The sequence below is a fragment of the Eisenbergiella sp. OF01-20 genome (assembly GCF_003478085.1).
In the GTDB taxonomy this organism is placed as follows: Bacteria; Bacillota; Clostridia; order Lachnospirales; family Lachnospiraceae; genus Eisenbergiella.
Window position 1 is genome coordinate 271,684 of sequence record NZ_QUES01000003.1, and the last position, 25,032, is coordinate 296,715.

Here is a 25,032-nt window from a genome sequence, read left to right on the forward strand (position 1 = left end):
AAGAGGAGGATTTACCAATGAAACGAAGGATACAATTGTTGCTGCTTTTGGGAGCGCTTCTGGCGCTGGTGCTGACGGGGTGTGCGGCCAAAGCGCCTGACGGCGGCGGAACGGCTTCGGGGGATTCCGCGGAGGCAGAAAGGCAGACGCAGCAGTGGATCGAGACCTCTGCAAAGAAGCAGGACGGCATACAGATAGAAGCGGAAGCCGGCACACAGGTTTCCGGGGAACCTTCCGGCTCGAATCTGGAGGCGGCTCCGCCGGAGCTGGTGCAGAAGGCTGTGGATGCTCTGAACTATTATTTTGATGTTACGCTGGATGCAGAGGACTTTGAAATCGGCAGCCGTTTTTCTCCGGAAGAGGTTTATGAAGGGGATCTTTATAAAGCCAATACCACCCTCTTTTTTTCTTCCCCGAAAAACAGAGAAGAAACGGGGTATTTCAATGGCGAATATGTGACGCCGGAATATATAGTTTCTTTTCTGGAAAACGGGGAGATCAAAGATATCTATCTGGCAGGGATGAATACGGTGTGGGAAGATGCCGACAGACCTCCGACAGTGGAAGAGGCGAAAAAAATCACCAGGCAGTTCCTTCTTTCCAAAAAACTGTCTGCAGAAGAGGATATCGAACTTCTGGGTGCAGCTTTTAACAACGATACCTCTATCGCCGTCATATATAAGGACGGCAGGGACGGGGCCATCGTGGTGACTGTGGACGTGGCTTCCGGCAAGGTGGACTGCTTTGACCGGCAGAGCAGGGGCCGGGCTATGAGATGGATCACACCGATAGAGGCAGGCTCCGGAAAAGGATGACGGCAGTATGATATGACGGCATCGCACAATACGTTACTGGTCACGGAGTGAACAGGAAAACCACAATACCCGTACCGCCCGGCATGGCGGTACGGGTATTTGACTGTGTGTGGATACTGTGTTATCATAAAAAGGCACCGGCGGCCGAAGGTGTGTAAAAATCTGTCGCCGCAATTCCATTCAGACCCTATTCAAAAACAATTCGTTATTTCTGTCCTATTCGGACAACAATTCATAAAATGAGAAAAAAATGAGTAGCAACCAAAAAAGGAAAAGAGTAAGAGGCGGTTGTCCGGTGTTGGATTTTCAGATATAATTATGTGGAGGGCGGAAATTTACACATGGCTTACGGAACAGGAGGCTGTGTGGATAAACACAAACAGAAAGAGAAACAGACCGAAGCACGGGAAATACACCATGAGGATCTGGCACTGAAAACAGCAGCGCAGTATTTCGGCAAAGAGCTGCTGCCTCTGCTGGGTATTCCCGGTACGGTAAAGTACATCGCACCTACCGAAAGGGTGAAGCTTGAGGCGAGACAGATGTATCAGGATTTTAATTATTTTTCTGCAGAAGGTGTGCTGATGCATCTGGAGTTTGAAAGCGATGCCATTACCAGAGAGGATTTGAGGCGCTTTCGTGAATATGAAGCGGCTACCAGCCGTACATTTCAGTGCCCGGTGGTTACTTATGTGATATGTACCTCAAAAGTAAAATATTTGAGGACTGAACTGGCGGAAGGGATTAATAGGTATCGGGTTAAGCTTGTCCGTTTGAAGGATTCGGATTCGGATCTGTTGTTTTCCGGGCTGGACAGGAAACAAAAGCAGGGAAAAATACTGGAAAAAGCAGATCTGGTGCCTTTGCTTTTAACGCCGTTGATGTCCGGCAGCCTGGAAATCGGAGAGAGGATTATTAAAAGTTTACAAGTCCTGCAGAATTCAGGTAATGCAGTAACGGAGATGGAACTGGAAAAAATGTTTGCCGTGCTTTATACGCTGGCGGATAAATTCCTGGACGAGAAGGAACTGAGCAGAGTAAAGGAGATATTAGCGATGACAAAGCTGGGAACAATGTTGTTTAATGATGGGAAAGCGGAAGGAAAAGCAGAAGGAAAAGCGGAAGGGAAAGCCGAATTAGTGGCAATCATCCGTAAAAAAAGGAACAAGGGATATACCGTGCCGGATATAGCGGAGGATCTGGAGCTGGAGGAGGCATATGTCGGGGAGGTTGCCGATTTGATAGATGCCGATCCTGACAGAACCGATTTACAGATAGCAGAAATTCTTGTCGGACAGATTTAGGATCAACAACAGCCCTTGAAACGGGCGGAACGGAGGAAAAATGAAGATATTATTTATCGGGGGGACCGGTACCATCAGTATGGCGATCTCCAAAAAGCTTCTGGAGCAGGGACATGAGCTGTATCTGATTAACCGGGGAAACCGGAATGAGGGGCTGGCGGCGCAGCTGCCTGGCACGGGGGAATGGAACCGTCCCAGGGAGATTATTGCGGATATCAACAGGGAGGAAGAAGCGGCGAAGCTGCTGGAAGGGATGTCTTTTGATGTGGTGGCAGATTTTATCGCTTTCCGTAAGGAACAGTTGGAGAGGGATTTCCGGCTTTTTCAGGGCAGAACCAGGCAATTTCTTTATATCAGCTCCGCATCGGCTTATCAAAAGCCATGTGCGGATTATTTAATAACGGAAAGTACACCGCTGTGCAATCCCTATTGGCAGTATTCCCGGGACAAGATAGAAGGGGAGGATTACCTCATGAAGCGGTACCGGGAGGACGGCTTCCCCGTTACCATCATAAGGCCCAGCCATACCTTTGACGAGCGTTCCGTGCCGCTTGGTCTGCATGGTTTAAATGGCAGCTGGCAGGTTCTGAAACGGATGCTGGAGGGAAAGCCGGTGATCATACACGGCGACGGCACTTCTCTCTGGACCATGACCCATAACAGTGATTTTGCCCCGGGATTTATCGGCCTGCTTGGGAATCCCCATGCCCTGGGACAGGCGGTGCAGATCATGTCGCCGGAAAGCATGACGTGGAACCAGATTTATGAAGTGGTTGCCGATGCGCTTGGGGTAAAACTGCATGCTGTTCATATTTCCACAGAATTCCTTGCCGCCGCGGACGGAGGAAGGTATGACTTCAGCGGTTCGCTGTTCGGGGATAAAGCCAATACGGTCGTTTTTGATATCTCGAAGCTGAAACGTCTGGTGCCCGGCTTTTCTCCGGCAAAGACCATGGAGCAGGGGCTTCGGGAAACCGTAGCGCAGGTATTGGCCCGTCCGGAGCTTCAGAGGGAGGATCCGGAGTTTGACGCCTGGTGTGACCGGGTGATTGCGGCAAGGCAGAAGGCACTTGACAGCCTGCGGCAGGGATGACAAATAAGAAGTGTGAATAACGAAAAAAGGGATGGCCCGTTCTGCGGGTCATCCCTTTTTTAACGGAAAGCAGTCCGGTCAGACATAATCCGGGTTGCATGGATTGCGCTTATTGCGTTGCGCACAGTTGCGCAAAAAAGGGGAATAAATTTAGAAAGTATATACTGTGTGGATAAAGAATCTTTGTTTTTATTGCGAATTGATTGTGATAAATTACAATGATATCATTAAATATACTTAAAAATACAGCAAAATATATGATAACAAATGGATGCGCAAAAAATGAATTGGATATAATGTATATTTTTATGCAATTGTTCAGCAAGGCAGTGCATTTACTGCCCCGGACGTAAAATTGGTTCAGGTGTGCAAAAATTCTGAACAGTTACACTTATCAGAATGCCATGCAGGCCCGGAATAGGGAGCATGGAAGCCGGACGGGAGGAAAGGAGCAAAAAAGAAAAAATGAAGAAGGTAGCAGAACAGACGCGGTACAAACCATCTTTTTGGAAAACCGCAAAAAAACACTGGATGTTATTGCTGATGCTGGCGCCGGCACTGTTGTATGTTGTTATTTTTTCCTATGTGCCTATGACAGGAATTGTGCTGGCGTTTAAAAATTACCAGTATGCCGGCGGCATTTATGGTTCTCCATGGACAGGGCTGGACAACTTCAAGGCGCTGCTGGTCGCCGGAAAGCTGGGGCAGGTAACGCGGAATACCTTATTGTATAATGTGGCATTTCTCTTTTTAGGCGTTATCTTTGAAATGGGCAGCGCTATCCTGCTGAATGAGCTGTTCGGAAAATGGTTTAAGAAAATTGCGCAGTCCTTTATGTTTCTGCCGTACTTCATCAGCTGGGTAGTGGCCGGAGCGATTATGTATAACATTTTCAACTATGAACGGGGGGTATTTAATCATGTATTGAATATGCTGGGGGCCGGAGCCTTTGATTTATACAATACGCCGGCGGCATGGCCGTTCGTCCTTATTTTCCTGAAAATCTGGAAACAGACGGGTTACGGTTCCGTGGTTTATCTGGCCGCGATTACCGGGCTGGATCAGGAAATGTTTGAAGCATCCGCCATTGACGGAGCCAATGCGTGGCAGAAGATCAGATACATAACCATTCCTTCCCTGATTCCCACCATGATGATTCTGGTACTTATGGGAATCGGCAACATCTTCCGGGGAGATTTCGGATTGTTCTACCAGACGGTTAAGAGCAGCGCCCTGCTCCAGCCTGTGACGGACGTCATAGATACCTATGTATTCCGTTTGCTGATTAATAACAGCGATATCGGAGTATCCGCCGCCGCCGGTCTGTACCAGTCGGTACTCTGCTTTGTAACAATTACCATATGCAATAAGCTGGTGAAAAAAGTAGAACCGGATTATGCCTTATATTGATGGAGGGAGAGTAGAGCTATGGCTAATAAAAAAATACATCACAAAAGGACGATGAGCAGGGACGCGCTTGCCATAAATGTGATGGGTTATCTCTTGATCGGCATGTTCGGCCTGCTGTGTGTAATTCCCTTTTACCTGATTATTGTCGCTTCATTTACATCGGAGGCTTCGCTGATCCGGAACGGATATCCGCTGCTGCCCACTGATTTCAGCATACAGAGCTATCTGCTGTGCCTGAAAAACCCGATATCCATATTGAAGGCATACGGAACTACGATCGGCGTTACCATGGCGGGTACGGTATTATCCGTATTTATAGCCACCATGACAGGGTATGTGCTGTCACGAAAGGATTTTCCGTGGCGCAATCAATTGTCCTTCTTCTTTTTCTTTACCACCCTGTTCAGCGGCGGGCTGGTACCCTGGTATATGCTGTGTGTACGTTATCTGCATTTCAAGAATTCGTATCTGGGGATTTTGCTTCCGCTGATGTTCTCCGTATGGAATATGATCATTGCCAAGTCTTTTATGGCAGGGATTCCCAGTGCGATCAGTGAATCGGCCAAAATGGACGGAGCCAATGATCTGGTAATATTTATCCGTCTGATCCTTCCTCTGAGCAAGCCGCTGCTGGCGACACTGAGCCTGTTTTCAGCGCTGGCCTACTGGAATGACTGGTACAACTGCATGCTGTATATCACCAATGAAAATATGTTCACCCTTCAGTATTATCTGCAGAGGATGCTGGGAAGTGCGGAGGCTATGAGGATCGTGGCGGAAAAGTCAGGTATGGCGCTCCCCTCCGTGCCGCTGGAAAGTATGAAAATGGCTATGACGGTTATTGCCACAGGGCCGATTGTCCTTCTGTATCCGTTTGTCCAGCGTTATTTTGTGAAAGGCCTTACGATTGGTGCGGTTAAAGGGTGACGGCGTCCGGAAAAGGGCCGTACAGTCCACAACTTTCGCATCACAAACTATAAAAAAGGAGAAAAAGCTATGAAAAAGAAAAAAGTACTGTCCGTTTCACTTATTGTATGCCTGTTGGTTACCCTGCTCGCAGGCTGCGGAGGCTCTCCGGCCGCCACGTCCGACAGCTCCGCCGGCACGACGCCGGCCGCAGAATCCACAGCGGCCGGAGGGGAAGAGACTTCTACGGCAGCCCTTGACAGCCTGCCGGCGGCGGTAGGGGAAGGCACGATCACCGCATCCCCTGCATTCTACGCAGCTACAGATTTAAGCAAGGATTACACAGTCAATATGTACCTGATAGGTGATGTCCCCAACGACTGGGAGAAGGCTCTCAGCCTGGTCAATGAATACCTGAAGCCTTATAACACACAGCTTGCCGTTACTTTTATGAGCTGGAGTGATTATCAGACCATGTATTCCCTGGTGCTGGCAGGCGGCGAACAGGTGGATCTGATCTTTACGGCACCCTGGTGTTATATGTACAACGAAGCGGCGAAAGGATCCTTCTATGAGCTTTCGGACGAATTCATTACCAAGTATATGCCCCTGACGAGGAAATACCAGGCGCCCGAGAGCTGGGATGAAACCACCATATCCGGCCGGACAATTGCGGTCCCTTCCAATGTGGCATCCCCTATGGGCAAAATCGTGGCGGTACGTCAGGATTTAATGGAAAAATACGGAATGACCGAACTTAAGGACTGGGACGACTACAAAAAGTATATGCTCACGATTGCCGAAAAGGAAACACCGGAAAGCGGTATTTATGCACTGGCGGCTTCCGGAGACAACAATGAGCTGTGGGATGTGTACCGCCAGCAGACAGATACGTTCCTGGCTCTGGACAGCAGCTATCTGGACATGATGTATGAATATAAAGGGGATATTCCCGCAAAAGAAGATATTAAGCTTGCCTATGAATTTGATTCCTTCCTGGCTTATGCCAAAGATATGAAGGAAATGGCCGATGCAGGCTGCTGGAGCCGCAGCGCGCTGACCAATACGGTAACGGATGACGATGCGTTCGGCAATCTCCAGGGTGCGTCCATCGCCTGGAACGCTTCCGTATTTACCTACATGGAGCAGGCGGAAAAAACAGAAGGTGTGGAATGCATGGCCTATGACCTGACGACCGATCATCTGGTGAGCGCAGAGGCATATTCCAACAATGATATGGCGATTACAGCCGGATCCAAAAATCCGGAACGCGCAGCCATGGTTCTGGACATGATTAAGTTTGATACCTATCTGAACAGACTGCTGATTCTCGGTATCGAGGGAGAGCACTACAGCATTGACGATCAGGGGCAGTATACCGAGCTGGATAAGGCAACGGAATTCTCAGCCAGTGCCATTTCCGCTTCTTGGGCCATCAAGAACGGTGATCTGACGGAAGCCGGCGTGCCGGAACGGGAAAAAGCCATTACCGATGCCTGGAAAGAGCGGGTGGAGATGAATCCCACCATCACCTTTGTGTTCGACGATACGAATGTGAAATCTTATGTTTCCGCAGTTACCGCGGTACTCACCGATTATGTGCCCATGCTGGAGCTGGGGCTTGTGGACAGCGTGGAAACCACACTGGACGAGATGATAACGAAATGTTATGATGCAGGTTTGCAGAATATATATGACGAATTCTATACACAGTACGATGCCTGGCTGGCAACCCGCGGGTAAATAAGCTGGCAGGGAACGGCAGTTCTGCCTTCCCGCGTGAGGAATGAGCCTGTCGGTCCTCACGTCCGTTTGGCTCATTGCCCGTGGGAATGTCAATGATAGGAGGTATGGGAAAATTACTCTTGAAAAGATAGCAAAAGAACTGGGAGTGTCCAAGAGTACCGTTTCCCGTGCCTTGTCAGGGAAGGGCAGGATTGGGGAAGCTACCAGACTGAAAATACAGGCCTATGCCAGGGAACAGGGAATATGGCGGGAAAAAGAACCGGGGACGGGGCCGGCCAGAACGGAAAACATAGCGGTGGTGATTCCGGTGGACGCTTATTCCACCAATGTCCCGTTCTTTCAGGAATGCCTTCTGGGAATCAGTGAAATGGCAACTATGCTCCAATATAATGTGTTAATAACCATCGGTTCCCCCAATGATATATCCAACGTCCGCAGACTGGTGGAGAAAAGGCAGGTGGACGGTATTGTTCTCCTGCGTGATTTGGAGCATGACCGGCTTCTTCAGTATCTGACGGAGCAGCATTTTCCTGCGGCTCTGTCCGGGACCTGCGATTATGAGGAGATCATCCAGGTGGACATTGATAACGAAGCGGCGGCAAACAGCCTTGTTTCCCTTCTCATCGGGCAGGGCTACCGCCGGTTTGCCATGCTCTTCGGGGAAATGTCGTATCGGGTGAACCAGAAACGCTGCCAGGGCTGTTATGACGCGTTGGACAAATACGGGCTGTCAAAAGCACATCAGCTATGTTACCCTGATTTTGACAATACGGAATTACTCAGCAGTATCATAAGCGATATGTTTGCCGGGAAGGTGGAATGCATTGTATGCGGAGACGATGTGATCTGTACCAGGGTTATGTCGGCCCTGCAGGCGGAGGGGTATCGGATCCCCCGGGATATTTCTATTGCCTCTCTGTATAACAGTATGAATCTGAACTGTTTTTCCCCTGCCGTTACGGCAGTCAATGTGTCGGCAAGGCAGGTTGGGAACGTGGTGGGAAGACAGCTTATAAACCGGCTGCGGGGAGAAGCTTACAGCGCAGTGACAAATCTTGGATACGAAATGCTGCTGCGTAAATCAACCGGAAAAATGTATCCGTAAAAGACGGAAAAGGGAGAGAGAATGTATTTAACAGGGAAGGATGTAAGGCAGAAGGAAACCTTTAATTTGGATTGGTTCTTTTATCATGGGGAGGAGGAAAAGGTTCCCGGCGATGCAAGGACCACGGGCTACAGGCCGGTAAAGCTGCCCCATGACTGGAGTCTGGAATATCCTTTTGAGGAGGATGCGCAATCGCGCGGATCCGGAGGCTATGTAAGGACGGGGATCGGCTGGTATAAGAAATGCTTCCGCGTCGATCCTGCCGCGGTGGAAAAGGGCAGGGTGTTCCTGCATTTTGAAGGCGCCTATATGCTGGCACAGGTATGGCTGAACGGGCGGAGCCTGGGACGGCATGTGTACGGATATACCCCTTTTGAATGGGAGATTACGCAGCTGCTGGCTGCGGACGGAAGTGAAAATGTGGTGGATGTGAAGGTGGATAACTCCGCCCAGCCAGGTTCCCGGTGGTATTCCGGCTCCGGTATTACGAGAAATGTATGGATATATGGGACAAACGATATCCATATCGCTCCCTATGGGGTATGGATCCGCCAGCCGGAGGTGACAAAGGAACAGGCGAAGATACATATGGAAACACGGGTATGTGTGGAGAAAGACAGCAAGGCTGACGGAAAATCCGATCCGGAAGCGGCTCTGGCTGCAGAGAAAAGCACAATTGTCGTGGATACGAGTATTTATGCGCCGGACGGCAGTCTGTGCATACAGGCGGGCACAGGGCAGGGCAGGCTGACTGCGGCATACGGAAAAGAGGAGCTGCTTTTTGACCAGGAGTTCGTATTGACGTCTCCCGTACTCTGGGATACAAAAGAGCCTGCCCTGTATGAGGCCGTTACCAGAATCTATAAAGAAGGGATTCTTCAGGATGAAGTACACACGGTTACCGGTTTCCGGGATATCCGCTTTGACAGCGCACAGGGCTTCCTGCTGAACGGGATCAGAGTGAAACTGAACGGCGTATGCATTCATCACGACGGCGGCTGCGCAGGCGCCGCGGTCCATCCGCAGATATGGGAAAGAAGACTGGAAAAGCTCAAGAGCATGGGAGTGAACGCGGTGCGTATGTCCCATAACCCGCCGGATCCGGCGCTGCTGGATTTATGCGACCGGCTTGGGCTGCTGGTTATGGATGAAGCCTTTGATGAATGGCGGATAATGAAGGGGAAGGAGCTGGGAAGCAATACCCATGAAAGCAGAGGGTATTCAGAGTGGTTTGACAGCTGCCATGAGGAGGACATCCGCACGATGCTCCTGCGCGACAGAAACCATCCTTCGATCATAATCTGGAGCATCGGAAATGAGGTACCGGATCAAACGGTCCCGGAAGGGTATCTGACGGCAAGAAAGCTGAAGGGCATATGCAGGGAACTGGATCCGGAACGCAGGGTGACCCAGGCGAATGACCAGATCTGTGCGGAACCCCGGGCGGCTTCCGAAGAGTTCCTGAACGAACTGGATGTGGTGGGCTACAATTATGTGGACAGGTGGAGGACCCGCGCGGAGACGCTTTATGATGATGACAAACGCGCCCATCCCGGCTGGTGCGTGATCGGGACGGAGAACGGAAGTCTCGGCGGGGTGAGGGGAGAATACCCGTTATCCATGAAGGAGAAGGCCGGCTGGTGGAAGCAGCCTTATTACAGCGCGCCGGTGAAGGTGGGCCGGCTGCTGCATTTTACTATGACTCACGATTATGTCGCAGGGGACTTCATGTGGACCGGAATTGATTACCTGGGAGAAGCCCACTGGCCTGCGCGTTCCTCCGCCGCCGGTGTGCTGGATACCTGCGGGTTCGAAAAGGACAGCTTTTATTTTTATCAGAGTATCTGGAAACGCTCCGAGCCTATGGCCCATCTGCTTCCGCACTGGAACCAGGACATGGAAGAGGGAACCATTATTCCGGTGCTGGGTTATACCAGCTGTGAGAGCGCAGAGCTGTTTCTGAACGGAAAATCCTACGGAAGAAAGGCATATGCTTATCCTTCCTACGGCATGACGGAGCGGTACGGACATTTTGATAAAGCGCCGGTACCGGTAAATACGGATGATTTGTTCCTGAGCTGGGATGTGCCCTATATACCGGGCTGTATCGAACTGGTGGGCTATGCGGACGGCAGGGAAGCCGCCCGCCATACCGTGAACACGGCAGGTGCACCGGCGGCTGTGAAGCTCAAATGCTACCGCCGGGAAATGAAGGGGGACGGCCTGGATATCGCCCAGATAGAGGCGGAACTTGTGGATGAACGGGGAAACCTGTGTGTACAGGCCGATACCGGACTCACCTTTACAGTACAGGGACCGGCCTCCGTAATCGGTGTTGACAATGGAAATCCGGAGGGGATGGAAAGTCTGAAGGGGCACCGCATTCCTGCTTTCCACGGACGCGCCTTCGTGATCATCCAGTCCGACGGTTCCGGGAACGGAAAGACCTGTACCCTGTGCGCTCACGCGGACGGCCTGCCGGAAGAAGAAGTCACGGTATCTATCCTGTAACGATTCAGACCGGTCTGAACGATTACGCTGTCCTAAATCAAATACCCCGCTGCAAGCAACGGGGTATTTGACCCTCGCGGCAGTCGCCAAATATCCATGCCAGCATGGCTGCTTGGCTCGTTGCTCGCGGGAATAAACAATAGGTTTGCTTTTCCCGGTTTGCCGCAGGATATTCCGATGTCCTGCGGCAAACCGTTTTTGCTGAGTGGGACACCGCAGCAAAATCATAAGCATAATTGCATGGACACCGCAGCCGGAATCTGTTACCATCAAGAAAAGATACAGTAACAGTTCAGGAAGGAGAGGTAATAATCATATGAATCCACTAATTTTCCAATCGGATTTCGGGCGGGCTGACGGTGCCGTAAGCGCTATGTATGGTGTTGCGTATACCGTATGCGGGGAACTGCAGATTTCCGATCTGACGCATGAAATTCCCCAGTATGATATCTGGGAGGCATCCTACCGGCTGATCCAGACCGTCAGTTACTGGCCGGAGGGCGCGGTTTTTGTTTCTGTTGTGGATCCGGGGGTGGGATCCACCAGAAGAAGCATTGTGGCAAGGACGGAAGGCGGGCAGTATGTGGTGACTCCGGATAACGGGACGCTCACCCATATCAAAAAACTGTGCGGCATCACAGAAGCCAGGGTGATTGATGAGACTGTGAACCGGCTTCCGGGATCCGGGGAAAGCTATACCTTCCACGGAAGGGATATTTATGCCTATACCGGAGCCAGGCTGGCGGCAGGTATTATTGACTTTGAAGGAGTGGGACCCGCGGTCCCTGCGGACAGTGTGGTGGAGATTCCTTTCGCACCGGCCCAGCTGCAGGAAAATGAGGTATCGGGTACTATTGATGTGCTGGATGTCCGATTCGGAAGTCTCTGGACCAACATCCCCCGGAAATTGTTCCTGCAGATGGGCGCCGTCTACGGGGACCGGATTGAAGTTATTATAGAAAAAAGAGGGCATACGGTTTACCGGACATCGCTTATATATGCCCATTCCTTTGCGGACGCCTTTATCGGTGAGGCGCTGGTATATGTGAACAGCCTGGATTTCATGGCCGTGGCTATTAACCAGGGTAATTTTGCACGTGCCTATAATGTGGGCACAGGACTTTCATGGCGTATTACCATGCGTAAATCCACGCTTAACAGGTAATTATTGCTATTGGCACATTTTCATACTATAATAAAAAAGTTAAAACCGGGAAAGAACTGACAGCAGCTTGGGACCGGTTACGGAAAGAGGTACGCAGCATGGGCTGGGAAGAACAGGTACGCAGGGTGGTTCCCTATATTCCCGGGGAACAGCCGAAGCAAAAGGGAATAATTAAACTGAACACCAATGAATGCCCCTATCCGCCTTCACCGCTGGTGAAACAAAAGGCGGCGGAGTTCCAGACGGATGATTTGCGGCTGTATCCGGATCCGGATGCCTCCCTTCTGGTAAAGGCCCTTGCGGATTATTACGGGGTAAAGGAGGATCATATTTTTACGGGGGTGGGTTCGGATGATGTGCTGGCAATGTCCTTTCTGACTTTTTTCAATTCGGACAAGCCCATTTTATTTCCTGATATCACCTATTCCTTTTATGATGTATGGGCGGAGCTTTTCCATATCCCCTACCGCACTCCTGCGCTGGACGAAGCGTTCCGGCTGAAAAAAGAAGATTATTTATGCGAAAACGGCGGGATCATTATCCCTAACCCCAATGCGCCCACCGGCCTTTCCGAAGAGCTGGATACCATAGAGGCAATCGTGGCGGGCAATCCGGATTCCCTTGTGATCATCGATGAGGCTTATGTGGATTTCGGCGGCGAAAGCGCCATTGGGCTTGTGGATAAGTATGAAAATCTGCTGGTGGTCCGCACCTTTTCCAAATCAAGGGCCATGGCCGGCATCCGTATCGGCTTCGCCGTAGGAAGCAGCAGGGTGATCCGTTACTTAAAGGATGTTAAATTTTCATTCAACTCCTATACCATGAACGCTCCCTCCATCGCATGGGGCGCGGCCAGTATCCTGGATGACGGGTATTTTAAGGAAACTGTGGGAAAGATTATAAATACAAGGGAACGCGTAAAAAAAGAGCTTAGGGAGCTGGGGTTCACCTTCCCCGATTCCCGCAGCAATTTTCTATTCGTTTCCCACAAAAGCATACCCGCGGCGGAGCTTTTCGAAGCGTTAAAACAGGAAGGAATTTATGTCCGCTACTTTAACAAGCCGAGAATTAACAATTACCTTCGTATAACAATCGGCACTGACGAAGAAATGGACAGGCTTCTTACCTTTTTAAATAACATGGCTGTTCCGCGCTGATCTGCCGGACAGTTACTAAAAATACAGGAAATAATGGAGGAAGTTTAATCGTATGGATTCAATTGCATTGTGGTTTGCCTCAACTCTGGGACAATATGTGTCCAAGGAAGTGGTCATATTTATTATTTCAATGATTCCCATCCTGGAGCTACGGGGCGGCCTGCTTGTGGCATGGTCTCTTGGGGTGCCGATTCTGAAAGCCATCCCTATCTGTATCATCGGTAATATCATTCCGATACCGTTCATCCTTCTTTTTATTAAAAAGATTTTCCAGCTGCTGAAGAAGATTCCTTTCTTTGCCAGAATTATCGGCAGGCTGGAGAACAGGGCGATGAAAAAGAGCGACAGTATCAAGAAGTATGAATTTTGGGGACTGGTGCTTTTTGTTGGGATACCGCTGCCGGGAACCGGGGCCTGGACAGGCTCTCTCATCGCGGCGCTTCTGGAAATTGATTTTAAAAAGGCTGTGCTGGCGGAGCTTCTGGGGATTATCGTCGCTACCATTATCGTCTCTTTTGTAAGCTACGGCCTGCTGGGCAGTATCGTGGGCTGAGGCCGGACCGGCAGGGAGGCGGAGGATGGAAGCTTATACGGATTTTGCCAATGTATATGATGTTTTTATGGATAACACCCCCTATGGAAAATGGGGCAGCTTTCTGACGGACCGGCTGAAAAAGGCTGGGATTGAAGATGGCATTCTGCTGGATCTGGGCTGCGGGACCGGGAATATGACGGAACTGCTTTCCAAAGAAGGCTATGATATGATAGGTGTGGATTGTTCCGGGGAAATGCTCAACGTGGCTATGGAAAAAAGGGAGCGTTCCGGAAGGCAGATTCTGTATCTGCAGCAGGATATGCGTGCGTTCGAGCTATATGGAACCGTGCGGGCTGTCATATGCATCTGTGACAGTCTGAATTACCTTCTTGAAGAAAAGGAGATAGAGGATACCTTCCGGCTGGTGAATAACTACCTGGATCCGGGAGGCCTCTTTCTTTTTGATTTCAATACGGTCTATAAATACGAAACGGTTATCGGGGATGCCACGATTGCGGAAAACCGGGATAACTGCAGCTTTATCTGGGAAAACTTCTATGAAGAAGAGGAGCAGATCAATGAGTATGATCTGACCATTTTTGTGCAGGAGGAAGGGGAGCTTTTCCGTAAATTTACGGAAACCCATTACCAGCGGGGCTATACCCTGGAGCAGATGAAACGTCTGGTGGAAGCGGGCGGCCTTGTATTTGAGGAAGCGCTGGATGCGGATACCCTGCAGGCGGTAACGGATACCAGTGAACGGATTTACTGTATTGCCAGGGAACAAGGGAAGCCGCAGGCTTTCCGCATGGAGGACTAAGATGAAGGATTATTTGGTAAAAGCGACGGCGGCCAATGCCCAGGTCAGGGCCTTTTCCGCCACAACCAGACAGATGGCGGAAACGGCAAGGAAGAATCATGATACCAGCCCGGTGGTGACGGCGGCATTGGGGCGGCTTCTCACAGCAGGGGCCATGATGGGCAGCATGCTGAAGGGGGAAGCGGATCTTCTGACCCTTCAGATTACCTGCGACGGTCCTATAGGCGGTATGACGGTGACGGCCGACGGCAGGGGCCGGGTGAAAGGATATGCCAAAAATCCCCAGGTAATCCTTCCTGCGAGCAGCCAGGGCAAGCTGGATGTGGGAGGAGCGGTAGGCTCGGGAATCCTGCGGGTTATCCAGGACTGCGGGCTCAAGGATCCCTATGTGGGACAGACCGCACTGCAGACAGGGGAAATAGCGGAGGATCTGACCTATTATTTTGCCACCTCCGAACAGGTGCCTTCTTCGGTCGGGCTGGGAGTCCTGATGGAACGGGATAATACGGTACGGCAGGCAGGCGGTTTTCTGGTACAGCTGCTGCCATTCGCAGAAGAGGAAACCATAAGCAGGCTGGAGCAGAATCTGCAGAAAATCCGATCCGTCACTTCCATGCTGGATGACGGAATCACACCGGAGGGCCTGCTGGAACTTGTGCTGGAAGGCATGGACATGCAGATAACGGATACCATGGATGTGGAATTTGCCTGCAGCTGCAGCAAGGAGCGGGTGGAAAAGGCGCTGATAAGCATTGGACGGGAAGAAATCGATAAGATGATTGCGGATGGGGAACCCATAGAGGTAAAATGCCAATTCTGCAGCCGGGGATATCGGTTTACTGTACAGGAGCTTACGGATATATTGGAAAAGGCCAGGAAGCAGTAACTGTGAAGGGACGGAACAGTTGCAGGGAGTAGGAGAGAGCATGAAACATGGATTTGTGAAAGCGGCGGCGCTGACTCCGGGAATCAGGGTTGCGGATACCGTATACAATGCAGGGCAGATAAAGAAGGAAATGGACGAGGCTGTGGAAAAAGGGGCGAAGATTATCGTGTTTCCGGAGCTTTGTATAACGGGCTATACCTGTGCGGATTTGTTCCTTCAGGAAACCCTTCTGGAAGGGGCAAAAGCCGCGCTGCGGGAAATAACCGCTCATACAAAAGGAAAGGACAGCCTGATCTTTGTGGGGCTTCCTTTGGAAAGCAAAGGGAAGCTGTATAATGTGGCGGCGGTTCTCCAGGACGGTAAGATCCTGGCATTTATCCCCAAGGCCAGCATTCCCAATTATGGGGAGTTCTACGAAGCCAGACATTTTGCGCCGGGGAAGGAAGAAGTGGAGGACTTTCTGTTTGACGAAGTGGCAGTTCCCTTCGGAACCCATATCCTGCTGTCCTGTGATGCCATGGAAGGGCTTGGGGTGGCCTGTGAAATCTGTGAGGATATCTGGGCTCCCGATACGCCTTCCACAGCCCATGCACTGGCGGGGGCGACGGTGATCGTGAATCTTTCCGCTTCTAATGAAACCGTGGGGAAAGACAGCTACAGGGCTGATCTGGTGAAAGCCACCAGTGCAAGGCTGCTGACGGGATATGTATATTCCAGCGCCGGGGAGGGGGAGTCCACCCAGGATCTGGTATTCAGCGGACATAACATGATCGCGGAGAATGGTACAATCCTGGCCCAGGCAAGCCGTTTTGCAAACGAATCCATCTACGGGGAAATCGATATCCACAGGCTGCGCCATGAACGCCGCCGCATGAATACCTTCGTGCAGGATGCAAAGGGTTATCGGATTATTCCGGTGCATATGGAAAAAGGAGAGACAAGCCTCACCCGCTCCTTCGACCCCCTTCCATTTGTCCCTTCTGATGAGACGAAAAGGAAACACAGGTGCAATGAAATCCTTTCCATCCAGTCCTTCGGTTTGAAAAAGAGATTTGAGCATACCGGCTGCCAAAGGGCGGTGGTGGGCATTTCCGGCGGGCTGGATTCCACACTGGCGCTTCTGGTTACGGTACGCGCCTTCGATATGCTGGGCCTTCCCCGGGAAAATATCCATTCTGTTACAATGCCCTGCTTCGGCACTACGGACAGAACCTATGACAATGCCTGTAAGCTGGCGCGCACGCTGGGTACGGCGCTTTCCGAAGTCAATATCCGCGAAGCCGTAAGCCTTCATTTCCGGGATATCGGCCAGGATGGCAGCCTGCACGACGTAACCTATGAAAACAGCCAGGCAAGGGAACGCACCCAGGTGCTGATGGATATTGCCAATAAGGTGGGCGGGCTGGTCATCGGAACGGGTGACATGTCGGAGCTGGCGCTGGGCTGGGCCACGTATAACGGGGATCATATGTCCATGTACGGTGTAAACGCCGGGGTCCCGAAAACGCTGGTGCGCCATCTGGTGAAATATTATGCGGATACCTGTGACAGAGAGGAATTGCGTGAGGTGCTGCTGGATGTGCTGGATACGCCGGTCAGTCCCGAGCTGCTTCCCCCGGTGGACGGCCGGATCAGCCAGAAAACCGAAGATCTGGTGGGGCCTTATGAGCTTCATGATTTCTTTCTGTATTATATGCTGCGCTGCGGTTTTGAGCCCTCCAAAATATACCGCCTGGCAAGGCGGTCCTTTGCCGGCCAATATGAGGATGCGGTCATATTGAAATGGCTTACAAATTTTTACCGCCGTTTCTTCCAGCAGCAGTTCAAGCGTTCCTGTCTGCCGGACGGCCCCAAGGTGGGAAGTGTTGCCGTTTCCCCCAGAGGGGATCTGCGTATGCCTTCCGATGCCTGTGCCTCTTTGTGGCTGGCCCAGGTGGAGGAGCTGGAGCTGGGTACCGATAAGTAAACATTCATGCCCGGTCCGCCGGGCAGCACATGATATAAAAACAGCAGCGGGGGCTTATTCAGCCGCCGCTGCTGTTTCTTCCGGGGTATCCGCCGGTGTTTCCATATTGTTCTCCGCCGTGTTTTCCCCGCTTCCTTCCGTACTGTTTACGGTAGTGTTTTCTGTCGCATTTTCAGCGGCAGGCGCAACTGTGCTTTCCTCAATGGTTTCTAAAGGCGTATTTGATTTGGCATTTTTTTCCTTCGTACTGCTGCCCGGATTCTTTTCCGCTTTTCCAAGAGCGGAGGTAATGGCGTCCAGCAGGACCTGGGAGGTATACTTATTGTCGTCCGAATAAGTGATGTCCTCAAGTGACTGCTTGGTACAGATTTGGGAAGCCAGGTCGTTCAGGGCCGGCTCCATCAGGGGGTACATGGTGGTTACCGCTTCGTCCAGGTTCACAAGCCGTATGGAATTGATATTATTATCGTCCACAACGACCTCCACATCAACTGCGGAATTCCCCAGAATCAGGGAAGTTGTGTATTTCCCAGGGTTATAGCGGCCTTCATCGGCTCCGGAGCCTTCCGGCGTTGTTTTTTTCCCGGGCAGGAACATGATAATGAGAAGAAGCAGGAATAGTATTCCCAACACCACAAAGATGCCGGTATATATCAACTCTTTTAAATGCAGTACGACTATTTTGGTCTTGGAACTCATATCAATATCCCCGATTCATGTTGTTTATACAGTTTACTCCCCCTGCCCCATAATTATTACTTAAACTTCCGGTAAATCTAAAACCATCACTTTTTCATCATTCAGATCCCGTTCCCCGTTAAAATGGAAGCCAAAACGTTCATACAGCTTTGCCGCCGTCCTGTTTTCTTCAATGATACTCAGATAGATCCGGCGGCAGCGGTATTCCCGGTAAAGGCGGGCCAGCAGGATACGCAGCGCCTGCGTCCCATAGCCCTTTCCCTGGAAGTGCCGGTCAATGAGCAGACGGTCCAGCCAGACTCTCCCTTCCGGCTCATATTCCCTGAAAAAACCATACATGGCAAAGCCTACGAGCAGGCTGCCGTCATAAATCCCCACCGGGCGCCAGCAATTACAGCTGTCCGCCTCCGTGAGGCACTGCTTCACATCCTCCACAAAATGCTCCTGGCCGGGGCCGGTTTGCAATTGCACCGCCTCGTCCCGGTTTTTATCGTTTATTGGTTCCACATGGAGATCCATTATAGTTTTGTCCTTTCTTTCATCCTACGTTTTCTTCCTGTCTATGGTAAACTATGGAGCCGCCCCATAGTCAAGATCATTCTGCCTGCAGAATTTTCCGGAAAAGGCTTAAGTTTTCCGGGAAGCGGGCCGATATTATAAGGTATTAAAAAAGGAAAGTAATATTCCTGTGACAGGAATTTGGCAGTTTGCCGCCGCAGAAAGGATAGGAAGGCCGGGAGGATGAACAAGAAAAAAGAAAAGACAATTCGTTATCAGATATTGGAGGGATACCTTATTCTTACAGGAATTGTTATCCTGCTCGTGTCGCTTTCCTGTCTGTTTTTCGGACTTAATGCGGCTAATTATGAGAAGGCTTCCGATTTCCAGAACCAGCAGTATGAGGCACAGAAGGTCATTGCGGCACATTACCAATGGCTGGAGCAGCTCAGTGATTCCATTACAACGGGAAGTGAATTTGAGGGGAGCCTGGATCCTGACACCTGTGCCCTGGGAAAATGGATGAACAGTTCAGCCGCCGATCGGGAGGATTATCCGGAACTGGCAGCTCCGCTTGCAGAAATAACCGGCCCCCATGAGGAGATCCATTCCCAGGCGGCGGCCCTTGTGGAGCTGGCTAAAACAGACCGGGAAGAGGCCTATCGCAGATATGGCAGCGAATTTAAGCCGAAAGTGATAAGCATTGGTGACGGTTTGAATCAAATCAGCAGTATATATCAGGAAAAGGCGGAGAAGTTAACGGCAGACAATAACCGTACTGTATTGCTTTCCATAGGGATCCTGGTTACCATAGGGCTGTGCTCCGTGCTGTTTTCGATTGGGCTGGGCCGCCGTATGTCCGCGCATATTTCCCGGCCTATCCTGGCTGTGGCAAGATGGTCGGGGCAGCTTTCCACAGGCGTGGATAATCTCCGGTTTGATTCGGAGGATTTGTCGGAAAGAGGGAATGCGGTTGAAATTTCCCGGATGATCAGCAGTTTCCGGGAAATGGCGGATAATATAAAGGAACATGTAAAGGTTATCCAGAAGGTAGCAGAGGGCGATCTGACCGCTTATGTGGATATCCGTTCCGAAGGGGACAGTCTGGGGAAAGGGCTGTACCATATGGTGCAGAATAATGATTTTATGTTTGCGGGGCTTCTGGAGATTGCGGATACGGTGGCCTCCAATGCCAATCAAATCGCTGATTCCGCGCAGCTGCTGGCAGAAAGCTCTTCCACGCAGGCCGGTGCGGTGGAACAGCTGTCGGGTACGGTGCAGAACGCCGACGCCCTGGCCGCGGCTAATGCGGAAAATGCCAGCGGAGTGGCGGTCCTCATAGACGGGATGAACCAGGAAATTACAAACGGGCAGGAAAAGATGAATGAACTGCTGGAAGCTGTGCACGGGATTGAAAAGGCTTCCGAAAATATATCCGTAGTCATGAAGTCCATCAATGATATTGCGTTCCAGACCAATATACTGGCTTTGAACGCTGCGGTAGAAGCCGCCAGGGCAGGGAATGCGGGAAAAGGTTTTGCTGTGGTTGCGGATGAGGTCAGGAATCTGGCCCTGAAAAGTCAGGAAGCTGCGGAGCAGAGCCGTGCCCTGATTGAAAATACTATTACAAAGGCCTCGGAAGGGGGAAATATTTCCCGGCAGGCATCGGATACTTTCCGGGTGATTGTGGACAGGATTAAACAGATGGAGAGCCGTATCGGCTCCATTGATGATGCTTCCGCCAAACAGCAGGAGCTGATGCGCCGGATTAACGATGAGATTGGAAGGATATCCAGCGCTGTGACGGAAAATGCGGCTACCAGCGAACAGACCGCGGCCTCCACACAGCAGATGAATGCGAGCGCAGGGCAGATCAAGCTTGCCCTGGAGCATTTCAAGCTGCGTAAAAGAGTGCCGGGCAAACCGTATATTCCGCCGGAAAAAGCGGATGATAAGGAGTTCATCGAGCAGGCCACCCGGAATTTTTATGCACATACACAAAAAAGGGATTGACAAATCCTGACAGCTGCTGTTAGTATAGGAAAGTAGGGCAAAGGTGTTCTTACCGGTGGGGTAAGGGCACCTTTTTTCATGTAAGAAAGGAATGAAGTGTATGCAAGCATCCAGAAAGAATTACACCAAAGAAGATATCATGAACCTGGTGGAAGAGGAAGATGTGGAATTCATCCGCCTGCAGTTCACAGATATGTTCGGCTGCCTTAAAAATATGGCGGTTACTTCCAGCCAGCTGAGGAAGGCCCTGGATAACAAATGTATGTTTGACGGCTCGGCAATTGACGGCTTTGTAAAGATGGAAGAATCGGATCTGTATCTGTATCCGGATTTAGATACGCTTGCAATTTTTCCCTGGAGGCCGCAGCAGGGGAAGGTGGCCCGTCTGATCTGTGACGTATACCGTCCGGGGGGCGATCCCTTTGAGGGGGATTCCAGATATATCCTGAAGAAGGCCCTGAAGGAAGCGGAAGAAATGGGGTATACTTTTAAGGTGGGGCCGGAATGTGAATTTTTCCTGTTCCATACGGATGAGAATGCCATGCCTACCACGATCAGCCATGAGCAGGCCGGATATTTTGATTTAGGGCCTGTGGATCTGGGGGAAAATGCCAGAAGAGATATGGTGCTGACCCTGGAGGATATGGGGTTTGTTGTGGAAAACAGCCATCATGAGGCGGCGCCTGCCCAGCATGAGATTGATTTTGAGTACGATGAGGCCCTTGCCGCGGCAGATAATATCATGACCTTCAAGCTTACGGTGAAAACCATCGCCAAACGGCACGGGCTGCATGCCACCTTTATGCCGAAACCCAAAGCGGAGGTAAATGGATCCGGCATGCATATCAATATGTCCCTGTCCATGGACGGAAGGAATATTTTCCAGGATCCGGAAGGAGAAGAGGGATTAAGCAAAGAGGCTTATTATTTTATCGGGGGGATTCTCAGGCATAGTAAAGCGATTACCGCAATAACCAACCCCCTGGTAAATTCTTATAAAAGGCTGGTGCCCGGCTTTGAAGCGCCGGTTTATATTGCCTGGAGCACAACCGGCAGAAGTCCGCTGATACGAATCCCTGCGGCGAGAGGGGAAGAGACCCGGATTGAATTACGAAGCCCGGATCCGGCGGCGAATCCCTATCTGTCTCTGGCAGTCTGCCTGCGCGCCGGCCTGGAGGGCATCCGGGAAAAAATAGAACCGCCCAAGAGCGTGAACTGCAATGTTTTTGCCATGACGGAGGATGAAAAGAACCGGATGGGCATTGAGAGGCTTCCCGGTACGCTGATCGAGGCCGTGGAGGAACTGGAAAAGGATGCGTTCATCCGCAAAACGCTGGGGGACCATGTTGCCAATAACTATATCGTGGCCAAAAAAGAAGAATGGAATAAATATAGTTCCCAGGTTACGGACTGGGAAATTAATGAATATTTGTACCGGTTTTAAGCGTACCTTTTTCTCGTGACTGTCAGGGCAGGTCCTTTCCCGGGTTTGCTTGTGGTCCCGCCGTGTCCTTTTCCGGCAGCCGTCATCAGACAGTCCGTGTATCCGTAACAGATGTTACGCATAGAAGGAGGTGCGCATGTGACAAATATCATTGTAGTCTTTCCCAAAATAGAAGATGCCAGAAGCATCAGGAACGTTCTTGTGCGCAGCGGTTTTTCTGTAATGGCGGCCTGTACTACGGGTGCTCAGGCGATTGGGTTGGCGGAGGATTATGCCAGTGGTATCGTCATCTGCGGCTATAAGCTGATAGATATGCTTTATTCCGAACTTTATGACTGCCTTCCTGAAGGGACGCAGATGCTTCTCATGGCCTCCGGCGCCTGTCTGAGCGAGGTGAATGGAAGTGGGATTATGTGTCTGTCCATGCCTCTGAAAGTCCATGAGCTGGTGAGTACGGTGGAAATGATGTGTCAGTCCATGCAAAGACGGCGCAGGCGGCAGAGACTCGTTCCCAGGGAGAGGAAACCGGAGGAGGAGGCGCTTATCAGGGAAGCCAAGGCGCTGTTGATGGAACGCAACCATATGTCGGAAGAAGAAGCGCACAGATATATACAGAAATGCAGTATGGACAGCAGCACCGGCATGGCGGAGACGGCCAAAATGGTGCTGACTGCAATGCAGTACTAGAGCGTGCAGAGCAAATACATTCTGGAGAGAAGGAGAAACGTATGCAGATAAATTTTACCAAGATGCAGGGCTGCGGAAATGATTATGTTTATATAAATGGATTAACGGAAAGAATCCCTCCGGAGGCAAAGCCCGATTTTGTTAGGAAAATGAGTGACAGGCATTTCGGAATCGGAGGGGACGGCGTGATCTTTGTCAATCCGTCCGAAGAGGCTGATTTTGAAATGGAGATGTACAATGCGGACGGTACCCGGGCGGAAATGTGCGGGAACGGCATCCGCTGCGTAGGTAAGTTTGTATATGACAAAGGACTGACCGACAGGAAGGAGATCCGCGTGGTGAGCTTCGGGAAGGTTAAGTACTTACAGCTCTTTACGGAGGAGGGAAAGGTGAACCGTATCCGTGTCAATATGGGGGAGCCGGTGCTGAAGGCGGAAGAGGTTCCCGTTGTCTGCCAAAAGGAACGGGCGGTTGCCGAGCCGGTGGAGGTGGATGGCAGGACTTATGAAATGACCTGTGTTTCCATGGGAAATCCGCACGCCGTGGTATATCTGGACGATGTGGCCGGACTGGATATTGAAAAAATAGGGCCTCTTTTCGAAAAGCATTCCCGGTTTCCCCGCAGGGTGAATACGGAATTCGTCAGGGTGCTGGATAAAAATACGGTGGAAATGCGCGTCTGGGAGCGTGGGACGGGGGAAACCCTTGCCTGCGGAACAGGCTGCTGCGCTGTGGCTGTGGCCTGTGTGCTGAATGGCCTGACGGAAAGAAAGGTTACGGTGAAGGTGCTCGGCGGACAGCTGGATATTGCGTGGGAAAAAGACACCAATCTGGTGTATATGACAGGGCCTGCAGAAACGGTTTTTGAAGGAAGTGTGTATTATCCTGTCCATGGAGAAGGATAAGGCAGGAGGGATGCCGCTGGACGAAAAGGGCCGGCCGGACTGTTACCGCGGTACAGTAATTATACGGAGGAAATTATGGTTAGGGTTAATGAAAATTATCTGAAATTACCGGGCAGCTATCTTTTTTCCACTATCGGTAAAAAGGTGAAGGCGTATGCGGACGCGAACCCGGATAAAAGGATTATCCGTCTGGGGATCGGGGATGTGACACAGCCTCTTCCGCCGGCGGTTGTGGAGGCGCTTCATAAAGCGGTTGATGAAATGGCAGATGCTTCGACCTTTCATGGATACGCGCCGGATCTGGGATATGAATTTTTAAGGAATGCCATTGCGGAGAATGATTTTCGGGCAAGGGGCTGTGCCGTAAGCCCGGATGAAATATTTATTTCCGACGGGGCAAAATCCGATTCCGCCAATATCCAGGAGATATTCGGCCGGGATAATAGAATTGCGGTTTGTGATCCGGTGTATCCGGTTTATGTGGATTCCAATGTCATGGCGGGCCGGACCGGGGTATATGATAAAAAGACGGAAACGTGGAGTGAGGTTATCTATATGCCGTGTACAGGGGATAACGGATTTATCCCTGAGCTGCCGGTTAAGACGCCGGATATTATCTATTTGTGTTTCCCGAATAATCCTACGGGTTGTGCGCTTACCAGAGATCAGCTGCAGGTATGGGTGGATTATGCGAATAAGGTAGGGGCCGTTATTATTTTTGATGCGGCTTATGAGGCTTATATTTCGGAGGAAGAGGTGCCTCATAGTATTTATGAATGCGCTGGGGCGAGCAATTGTGCGATTGAGCTTCGGAGTTTTTCGAAGAATGCAGGTTTTACGGGCCTGCGGCTGGCTTATACGGTTGTGCCTCATGGGCTGAAGGCAGGGGAGGTGTCCCTGCATGACCTGTGGGCGAGGCGGCACGGGACGAAATATAATGGTGCGCCTTATATTGTCCAGAAGGCGGGGGAAGCTGTTTATTCTCCGGAGGGGAAGAGGCAGGTACAGGAAATGGTGGGGAAATATAGGAAGAATGCCCGCTATATTCTGAATGGCCTTAAGGAGGCCGGATATGAGGTTTACGGCGGGGTGAATTCGCCTTATGTCTGGATGAAAACGCCGGGGAAGATGACGAGCTGGGAATTTTTTGATTATCTGCTGGAAAAGGCGAATGTGGTGGGAACGCCGGGTGCGGGGTTCGGGCCGAGCGGGGAGTTTTATTTCAGGCTGACGGCGTTTGGGAGTTATGAGAATACGGTGGAGGCTTTGGAGAGGGTTAGAGGGGTTTCGGGAATATGGTAAGGGAATAAGGGATTAAGGGATTAAGGGATTAAGGGCGGGGTGGTGGGGGCGGTCGCGGGGCATGG

The 25,032-nt window shown here is 51.0% G+C and carries 21 protein-coding genes; 19 read left to right on the forward strand and 2 right to left on the reverse strand.

Annotation, left to right across the window (positions count from 1 at the left end; all coding sequences use genetic code 11):
* The first annotated feature begins 17 nt into the window (after positions 1-17).
* The 14 genes from DXA36_RS06605 to DXA36_RS06675 all read left to right on the forward strand — a co-directional run bounded on the left by DXA36_RS06605 (position 18) and on the right by DXA36_RS06675 (position 17,419).
* Positions 18-815 carry a hypothetical protein gene (locus DXA36_RS06605; RefSeq protein ID WP_147366555.1) on the forward strand — a complete coding sequence of 266 codons (798 nt, stop codon included), beginning with the start codon at positions 18-20 and terminating at the stop codon, positions 813-815.
* Positions 816-1,180: 365 nt separating this feature from the next.
* Positions 1,181-2,119, forward strand: coding sequence for a hypothetical protein (locus tag DXA36_RS06610; protein WP_118677712.1), 939 nt, complete (start codon positions 1,181-1,183; stop codon positions 2,117-2,119).
* A 40-nt stretch (positions 2,120-2,159) separates the two neighbouring features.
* The gene (locus tag DXA36_RS06615) at positions 2,160-3,212 is read left to right on the forward strand and encodes an NAD-dependent epimerase/dehydratase family protein (RefSeq protein WP_118677542.1); all 1,053 of its coding nucleotides are present in this window, start codon (positions 2,160-2,162) and stop codon (positions 3,210-3,212) included.
* A 465-nt stretch (positions 3,213-3,677) separates the two neighbouring features.
* Positions 3,678-4,622 carry an ABC transporter permease gene (locus DXA36_RS06620; RefSeq protein ID WP_118677714.1) on the forward strand — a complete coding sequence of 315 codons (945 nt, stop codon included), beginning with the start codon at positions 3,678-3,680 and terminating at the stop codon, positions 4,620-4,622.
* An 18-nt stretch (positions 4,623-4,640) separates the two neighbouring features.
* Positions 4,641-5,549, forward strand: a complete 909-nt coding sequence (locus tag DXA36_RS06625) for a carbohydrate ABC transporter permease (RefSeq protein WP_118677544.1) — start codon at positions 4,641-4,643, stop codon at positions 5,547-5,549.
* 69 nt (positions 5,550-5,618) lie between these two features.
* Positions 5,619-7,271, forward strand: a complete 1,653-nt coding sequence (locus DXA36_RS06630) for an ABC transporter substrate-binding protein (protein ID WP_118677546.1) — start codon at positions 5,619-5,621, stop codon at positions 7,269-7,271.
* Positions 7,272-7,314: 43 nt separating this feature from the next.
* Positions 7,315-8,379 carry a LacI family DNA-binding transcriptional regulator gene (locus tag DXA36_RS06635; RefSeq protein ID WP_118677548.1) on the forward strand — a complete coding sequence of 355 codons (1,065 nt, stop codon included), beginning with the start codon at positions 7,315-7,317 and terminating at the stop codon, positions 8,377-8,379.
* 21 nt (positions 8,380-8,400) lie between these two features.
* On the forward strand, positions 8,401-10,890 hold the full coding sequence (locus DXA36_RS06640) for a glycoside hydrolase family 2 TIM barrel-domain containing protein (RefSeq protein WP_118677550.1): 2,490 nt from the start codon (positions 8,401-8,403) through the stop codon (positions 10,888-10,890).
* 316 nt (positions 10,891-11,206) lie between these two features.
* Positions 11,207-12,055 carry an SAM hydrolase/SAM-dependent halogenase family protein gene (locus DXA36_RS06650; protein WP_118677554.1) on the forward strand — a complete coding sequence of 283 codons (849 nt, stop codon included), beginning with the start codon at positions 11,207-11,209 and terminating at the stop codon, positions 12,053-12,055.
* A gap of 98 nt (positions 12,056-12,153) precedes the next feature.
* Positions 12,154-13,212 (forward strand): histidinol-phosphate transaminase, encoded by a 1,059-nt coding sequence (gene hisC / locus DXA36_RS06655; protein ID WP_118677556.1) that lies wholly within the window; start codon positions 12,154-12,156, stop codon positions 13,210-13,212.
* A 52-nt stretch (positions 13,213-13,264) separates the two neighbouring features.
* Positions 13,265-13,765 carry a COG2426 family protein gene (locus DXA36_RS06660; protein WP_118677558.1) on the forward strand — a complete coding sequence of 167 codons (501 nt, stop codon included), beginning with the start codon at positions 13,265-13,267 and terminating at the stop codon, positions 13,763-13,765.
* A gap of 25 nt (positions 13,766-13,790) precedes the next feature.
* Complete coding sequence (locus DXA36_RS06665; protein WP_118677560.1) at positions 13,791-14,567, forward strand: class I SAM-dependent DNA methyltransferase; 777 nt, start codon at positions 13,791-13,793, stop codon at positions 14,565-14,567.
* Between the two features lies 1 nt (position 14,568).
* The gene (gene hslO / locus DXA36_RS06670; protein ID WP_118677562.1) at positions 14,569-15,453 is read left to right on the forward strand and encodes an Hsp33 family molecular chaperone HslO; all 885 of its coding nucleotides are present in this window, start codon (positions 14,569-14,571) and stop codon (positions 15,451-15,453) included.
* 40 nt (positions 15,454-15,493) lie between these two features.
* The gene (locus tag DXA36_RS06675; RefSeq protein WP_118677564.1) at positions 15,494-17,419 is read left to right on the forward strand and encodes an NAD(+) synthase; all 1,926 of its coding nucleotides are present in this window, start codon (positions 15,494-15,496) and stop codon (positions 17,417-17,419) included.
* A 54-nt stretch (positions 17,420-17,473) separates the two neighbouring features.
* On the opposite strand, the gene DXA36_RS06680 is transcribed toward DXA36_RS06675, so the two are convergent.
* Positions 17,474-18,118: a hypothetical protein gene (locus DXA36_RS06680; RefSeq protein ID WP_330424988.1), complete on the reverse strand. Its 645-nt coding sequence runs from the start codon at positions 18,116-18,118 to the stop codon at positions 17,474-17,476.
* A 60-nt stretch (positions 18,119-18,178) separates the two neighbouring features.
* Positions 18,179-18,637 carry a GNAT family N-acetyltransferase gene (locus DXA36_RS06685; RefSeq protein ID WP_118677566.1) on the reverse strand — a complete coding sequence of 153 codons (459 nt, stop codon included), beginning with the start codon at positions 18,635-18,637 and terminating at the stop codon, positions 18,179-18,181.
* Positions 18,638-18,859: 222 nt separating this feature from the next.
* On the opposite strand from DXA36_RS06685, the gene DXA36_RS06690 reads away from it, so the two are divergent.
* The 5 genes from DXA36_RS06690 (at position 18,860) to DXA36_RS06710 (ending at position 24,967) form a co-directional block, all read left to right on the forward strand.
* Positions 18,860-20,629, forward strand: a complete 1,770-nt coding sequence (locus tag DXA36_RS06690) for a methyl-accepting chemotaxis protein (protein WP_118677568.1) — start codon at positions 18,860-18,862, stop codon at positions 20,627-20,629.
* A 100-nt stretch (positions 20,630-20,729) separates the two neighbouring features.
* A complete protein-coding gene (glnA, locus tag DXA36_RS06695) occupies positions 20,730-22,073 on the forward strand; it encodes a type I glutamate--ammonia ligase (protein WP_118677570.1) in 1,344 nt (447 codons plus the stop codon).
* 138 nt (positions 22,074-22,211) lie between these two features.
* Entirely contained in the window at positions 22,212-22,760 is a 549-nt protein-coding gene (locus DXA36_RS06700) for an ANTAR domain-containing response regulator (RefSeq protein ID WP_118677572.1), read from the forward strand.
* Between the two features lie 47 nt (positions 22,761-22,807).
* Complete coding sequence (dapF, locus tag DXA36_RS06705; protein ID WP_334295095.1) at positions 22,808-23,665, forward strand: diaminopimelate epimerase; 858 nt, start codon at positions 22,808-22,810, stop codon at positions 23,663-23,665.
* 75 nt (positions 23,666-23,740) lie between these two features.
* Positions 23,741-24,967: an LL-diaminopimelate aminotransferase gene (locus tag DXA36_RS06710; RefSeq protein ID WP_118677576.1), complete on the forward strand. Its 1,227-nt coding sequence runs from the start codon at positions 23,741-23,743 to the stop codon at positions 24,965-24,967.
* The last annotated feature ends 65 nt before the right edge of the window (positions 24,968-25,032 follow it).

Coding starts and splice junctions, on each gene's coding strand:
- glnA (WP_118677570.1), top strand. CDS start 20,730: ATGCAAGCATCCAGAAAGAATTACACCAAAGAAGATATCATGAACCTG.
- DXA36_RS06630 (WP_118677546.1), top strand. CDS start 5,619: ATGAAAAAGAAAAAAGTACTGTCCGTTTCACTTATTGTATGCCTGTTG.
- DXA36_RS06660 (WP_118677558.1), top strand. CDS start 13,265: ATGGATTCAATTGCATTGTGGTTTGCCTCAACTCTGGGACAATATGTG.
- DXA36_RS06615 (WP_118677542.1), top strand. CDS start 2,160: ATGAAGATATTATTTATCGGGGGGACCGGTACCATCAGTATGGCGATC.
- DXA36_RS06680 (WP_330424988.1), bottom strand. CDS start 18,118: ATGAGTTCCAAGACCAAAATAGTCGTACTGCATTTAAAAGAGTTGATA.
- DXA36_RS06710 (WP_118677576.1), top strand. CDS start 23,741: ATGGTTAGGGTTAATGAAAATTATCTGAAATTACCGGGCAGCTATCTT.
- DXA36_RS06685 (WP_118677566.1), bottom strand. CDS start 18,637: ATGGATCTCCATGTGGAACCAATAAACGATAAAAACCGGGACGAGGCG.
- DXA36_RS06675 (WP_118677564.1), top strand. CDS start 15,494: ATGAAACATGGATTTGTGAAAGCGGCGGCGCTGACTCCGGGAATCAGG.
- DXA36_RS06640 (WP_118677550.1), top strand. CDS start 8,401: ATGTATTTAACAGGGAAGGATGTAAGGCAGAAGGAAACCTTTAATTTG.
- DXA36_RS06635 (WP_118677548.1), top strand. CDS start 7,315: ATGAGCCTGTCGGTCCTCACGTCCGTTTGGCTCATTGCCCGTGGGAAT.
- DXA36_RS06620 (WP_118677714.1), top strand. CDS start 3,678: ATGAAGAAGGTAGCAGAACAGACGCGGTACAAACCATCTTTTTGGAAA.
- DXA36_RS06665 (WP_118677560.1), top strand. CDS start 13,791: ATGGAAGCTTATACGGATTTTGCCAATGTATATGATGTTTTTATGGAT.
- DXA36_RS06690 (WP_118677568.1), top strand. CDS start 18,860: ATGAACAAGAAAAAAGAAAAGACAATTCGTTATCAGATATTGGAGGGA.
- DXA36_RS06625 (WP_118677544.1), top strand. CDS start 4,641: ATGGCTAATAAAAAAATACATCACAAAAGGACGATGAGCAGGGACGCG.
- DXA36_RS06605 (WP_147366555.1), top strand. CDS start 18: ATGAAACGAAGGATACAATTGTTGCTGCTTTTGGGAGCGCTTCTGGCG.
- hisC (WP_118677556.1), top strand. CDS start 12,154: ATGGGCTGGGAAGAACAGGTACGCAGGGTGGTTCCCTATATTCCCGGG.
- hslO (WP_118677562.1), top strand. CDS start 14,569: ATGAAGGATTATTTGGTAAAAGCGACGGCGGCCAATGCCCAGGTCAGG.
- DXA36_RS06650 (WP_118677554.1), top strand. CDS start 11,207: ATGAATCCACTAATTTTCCAATCGGATTTCGGGCGGGCTGACGGTGCC.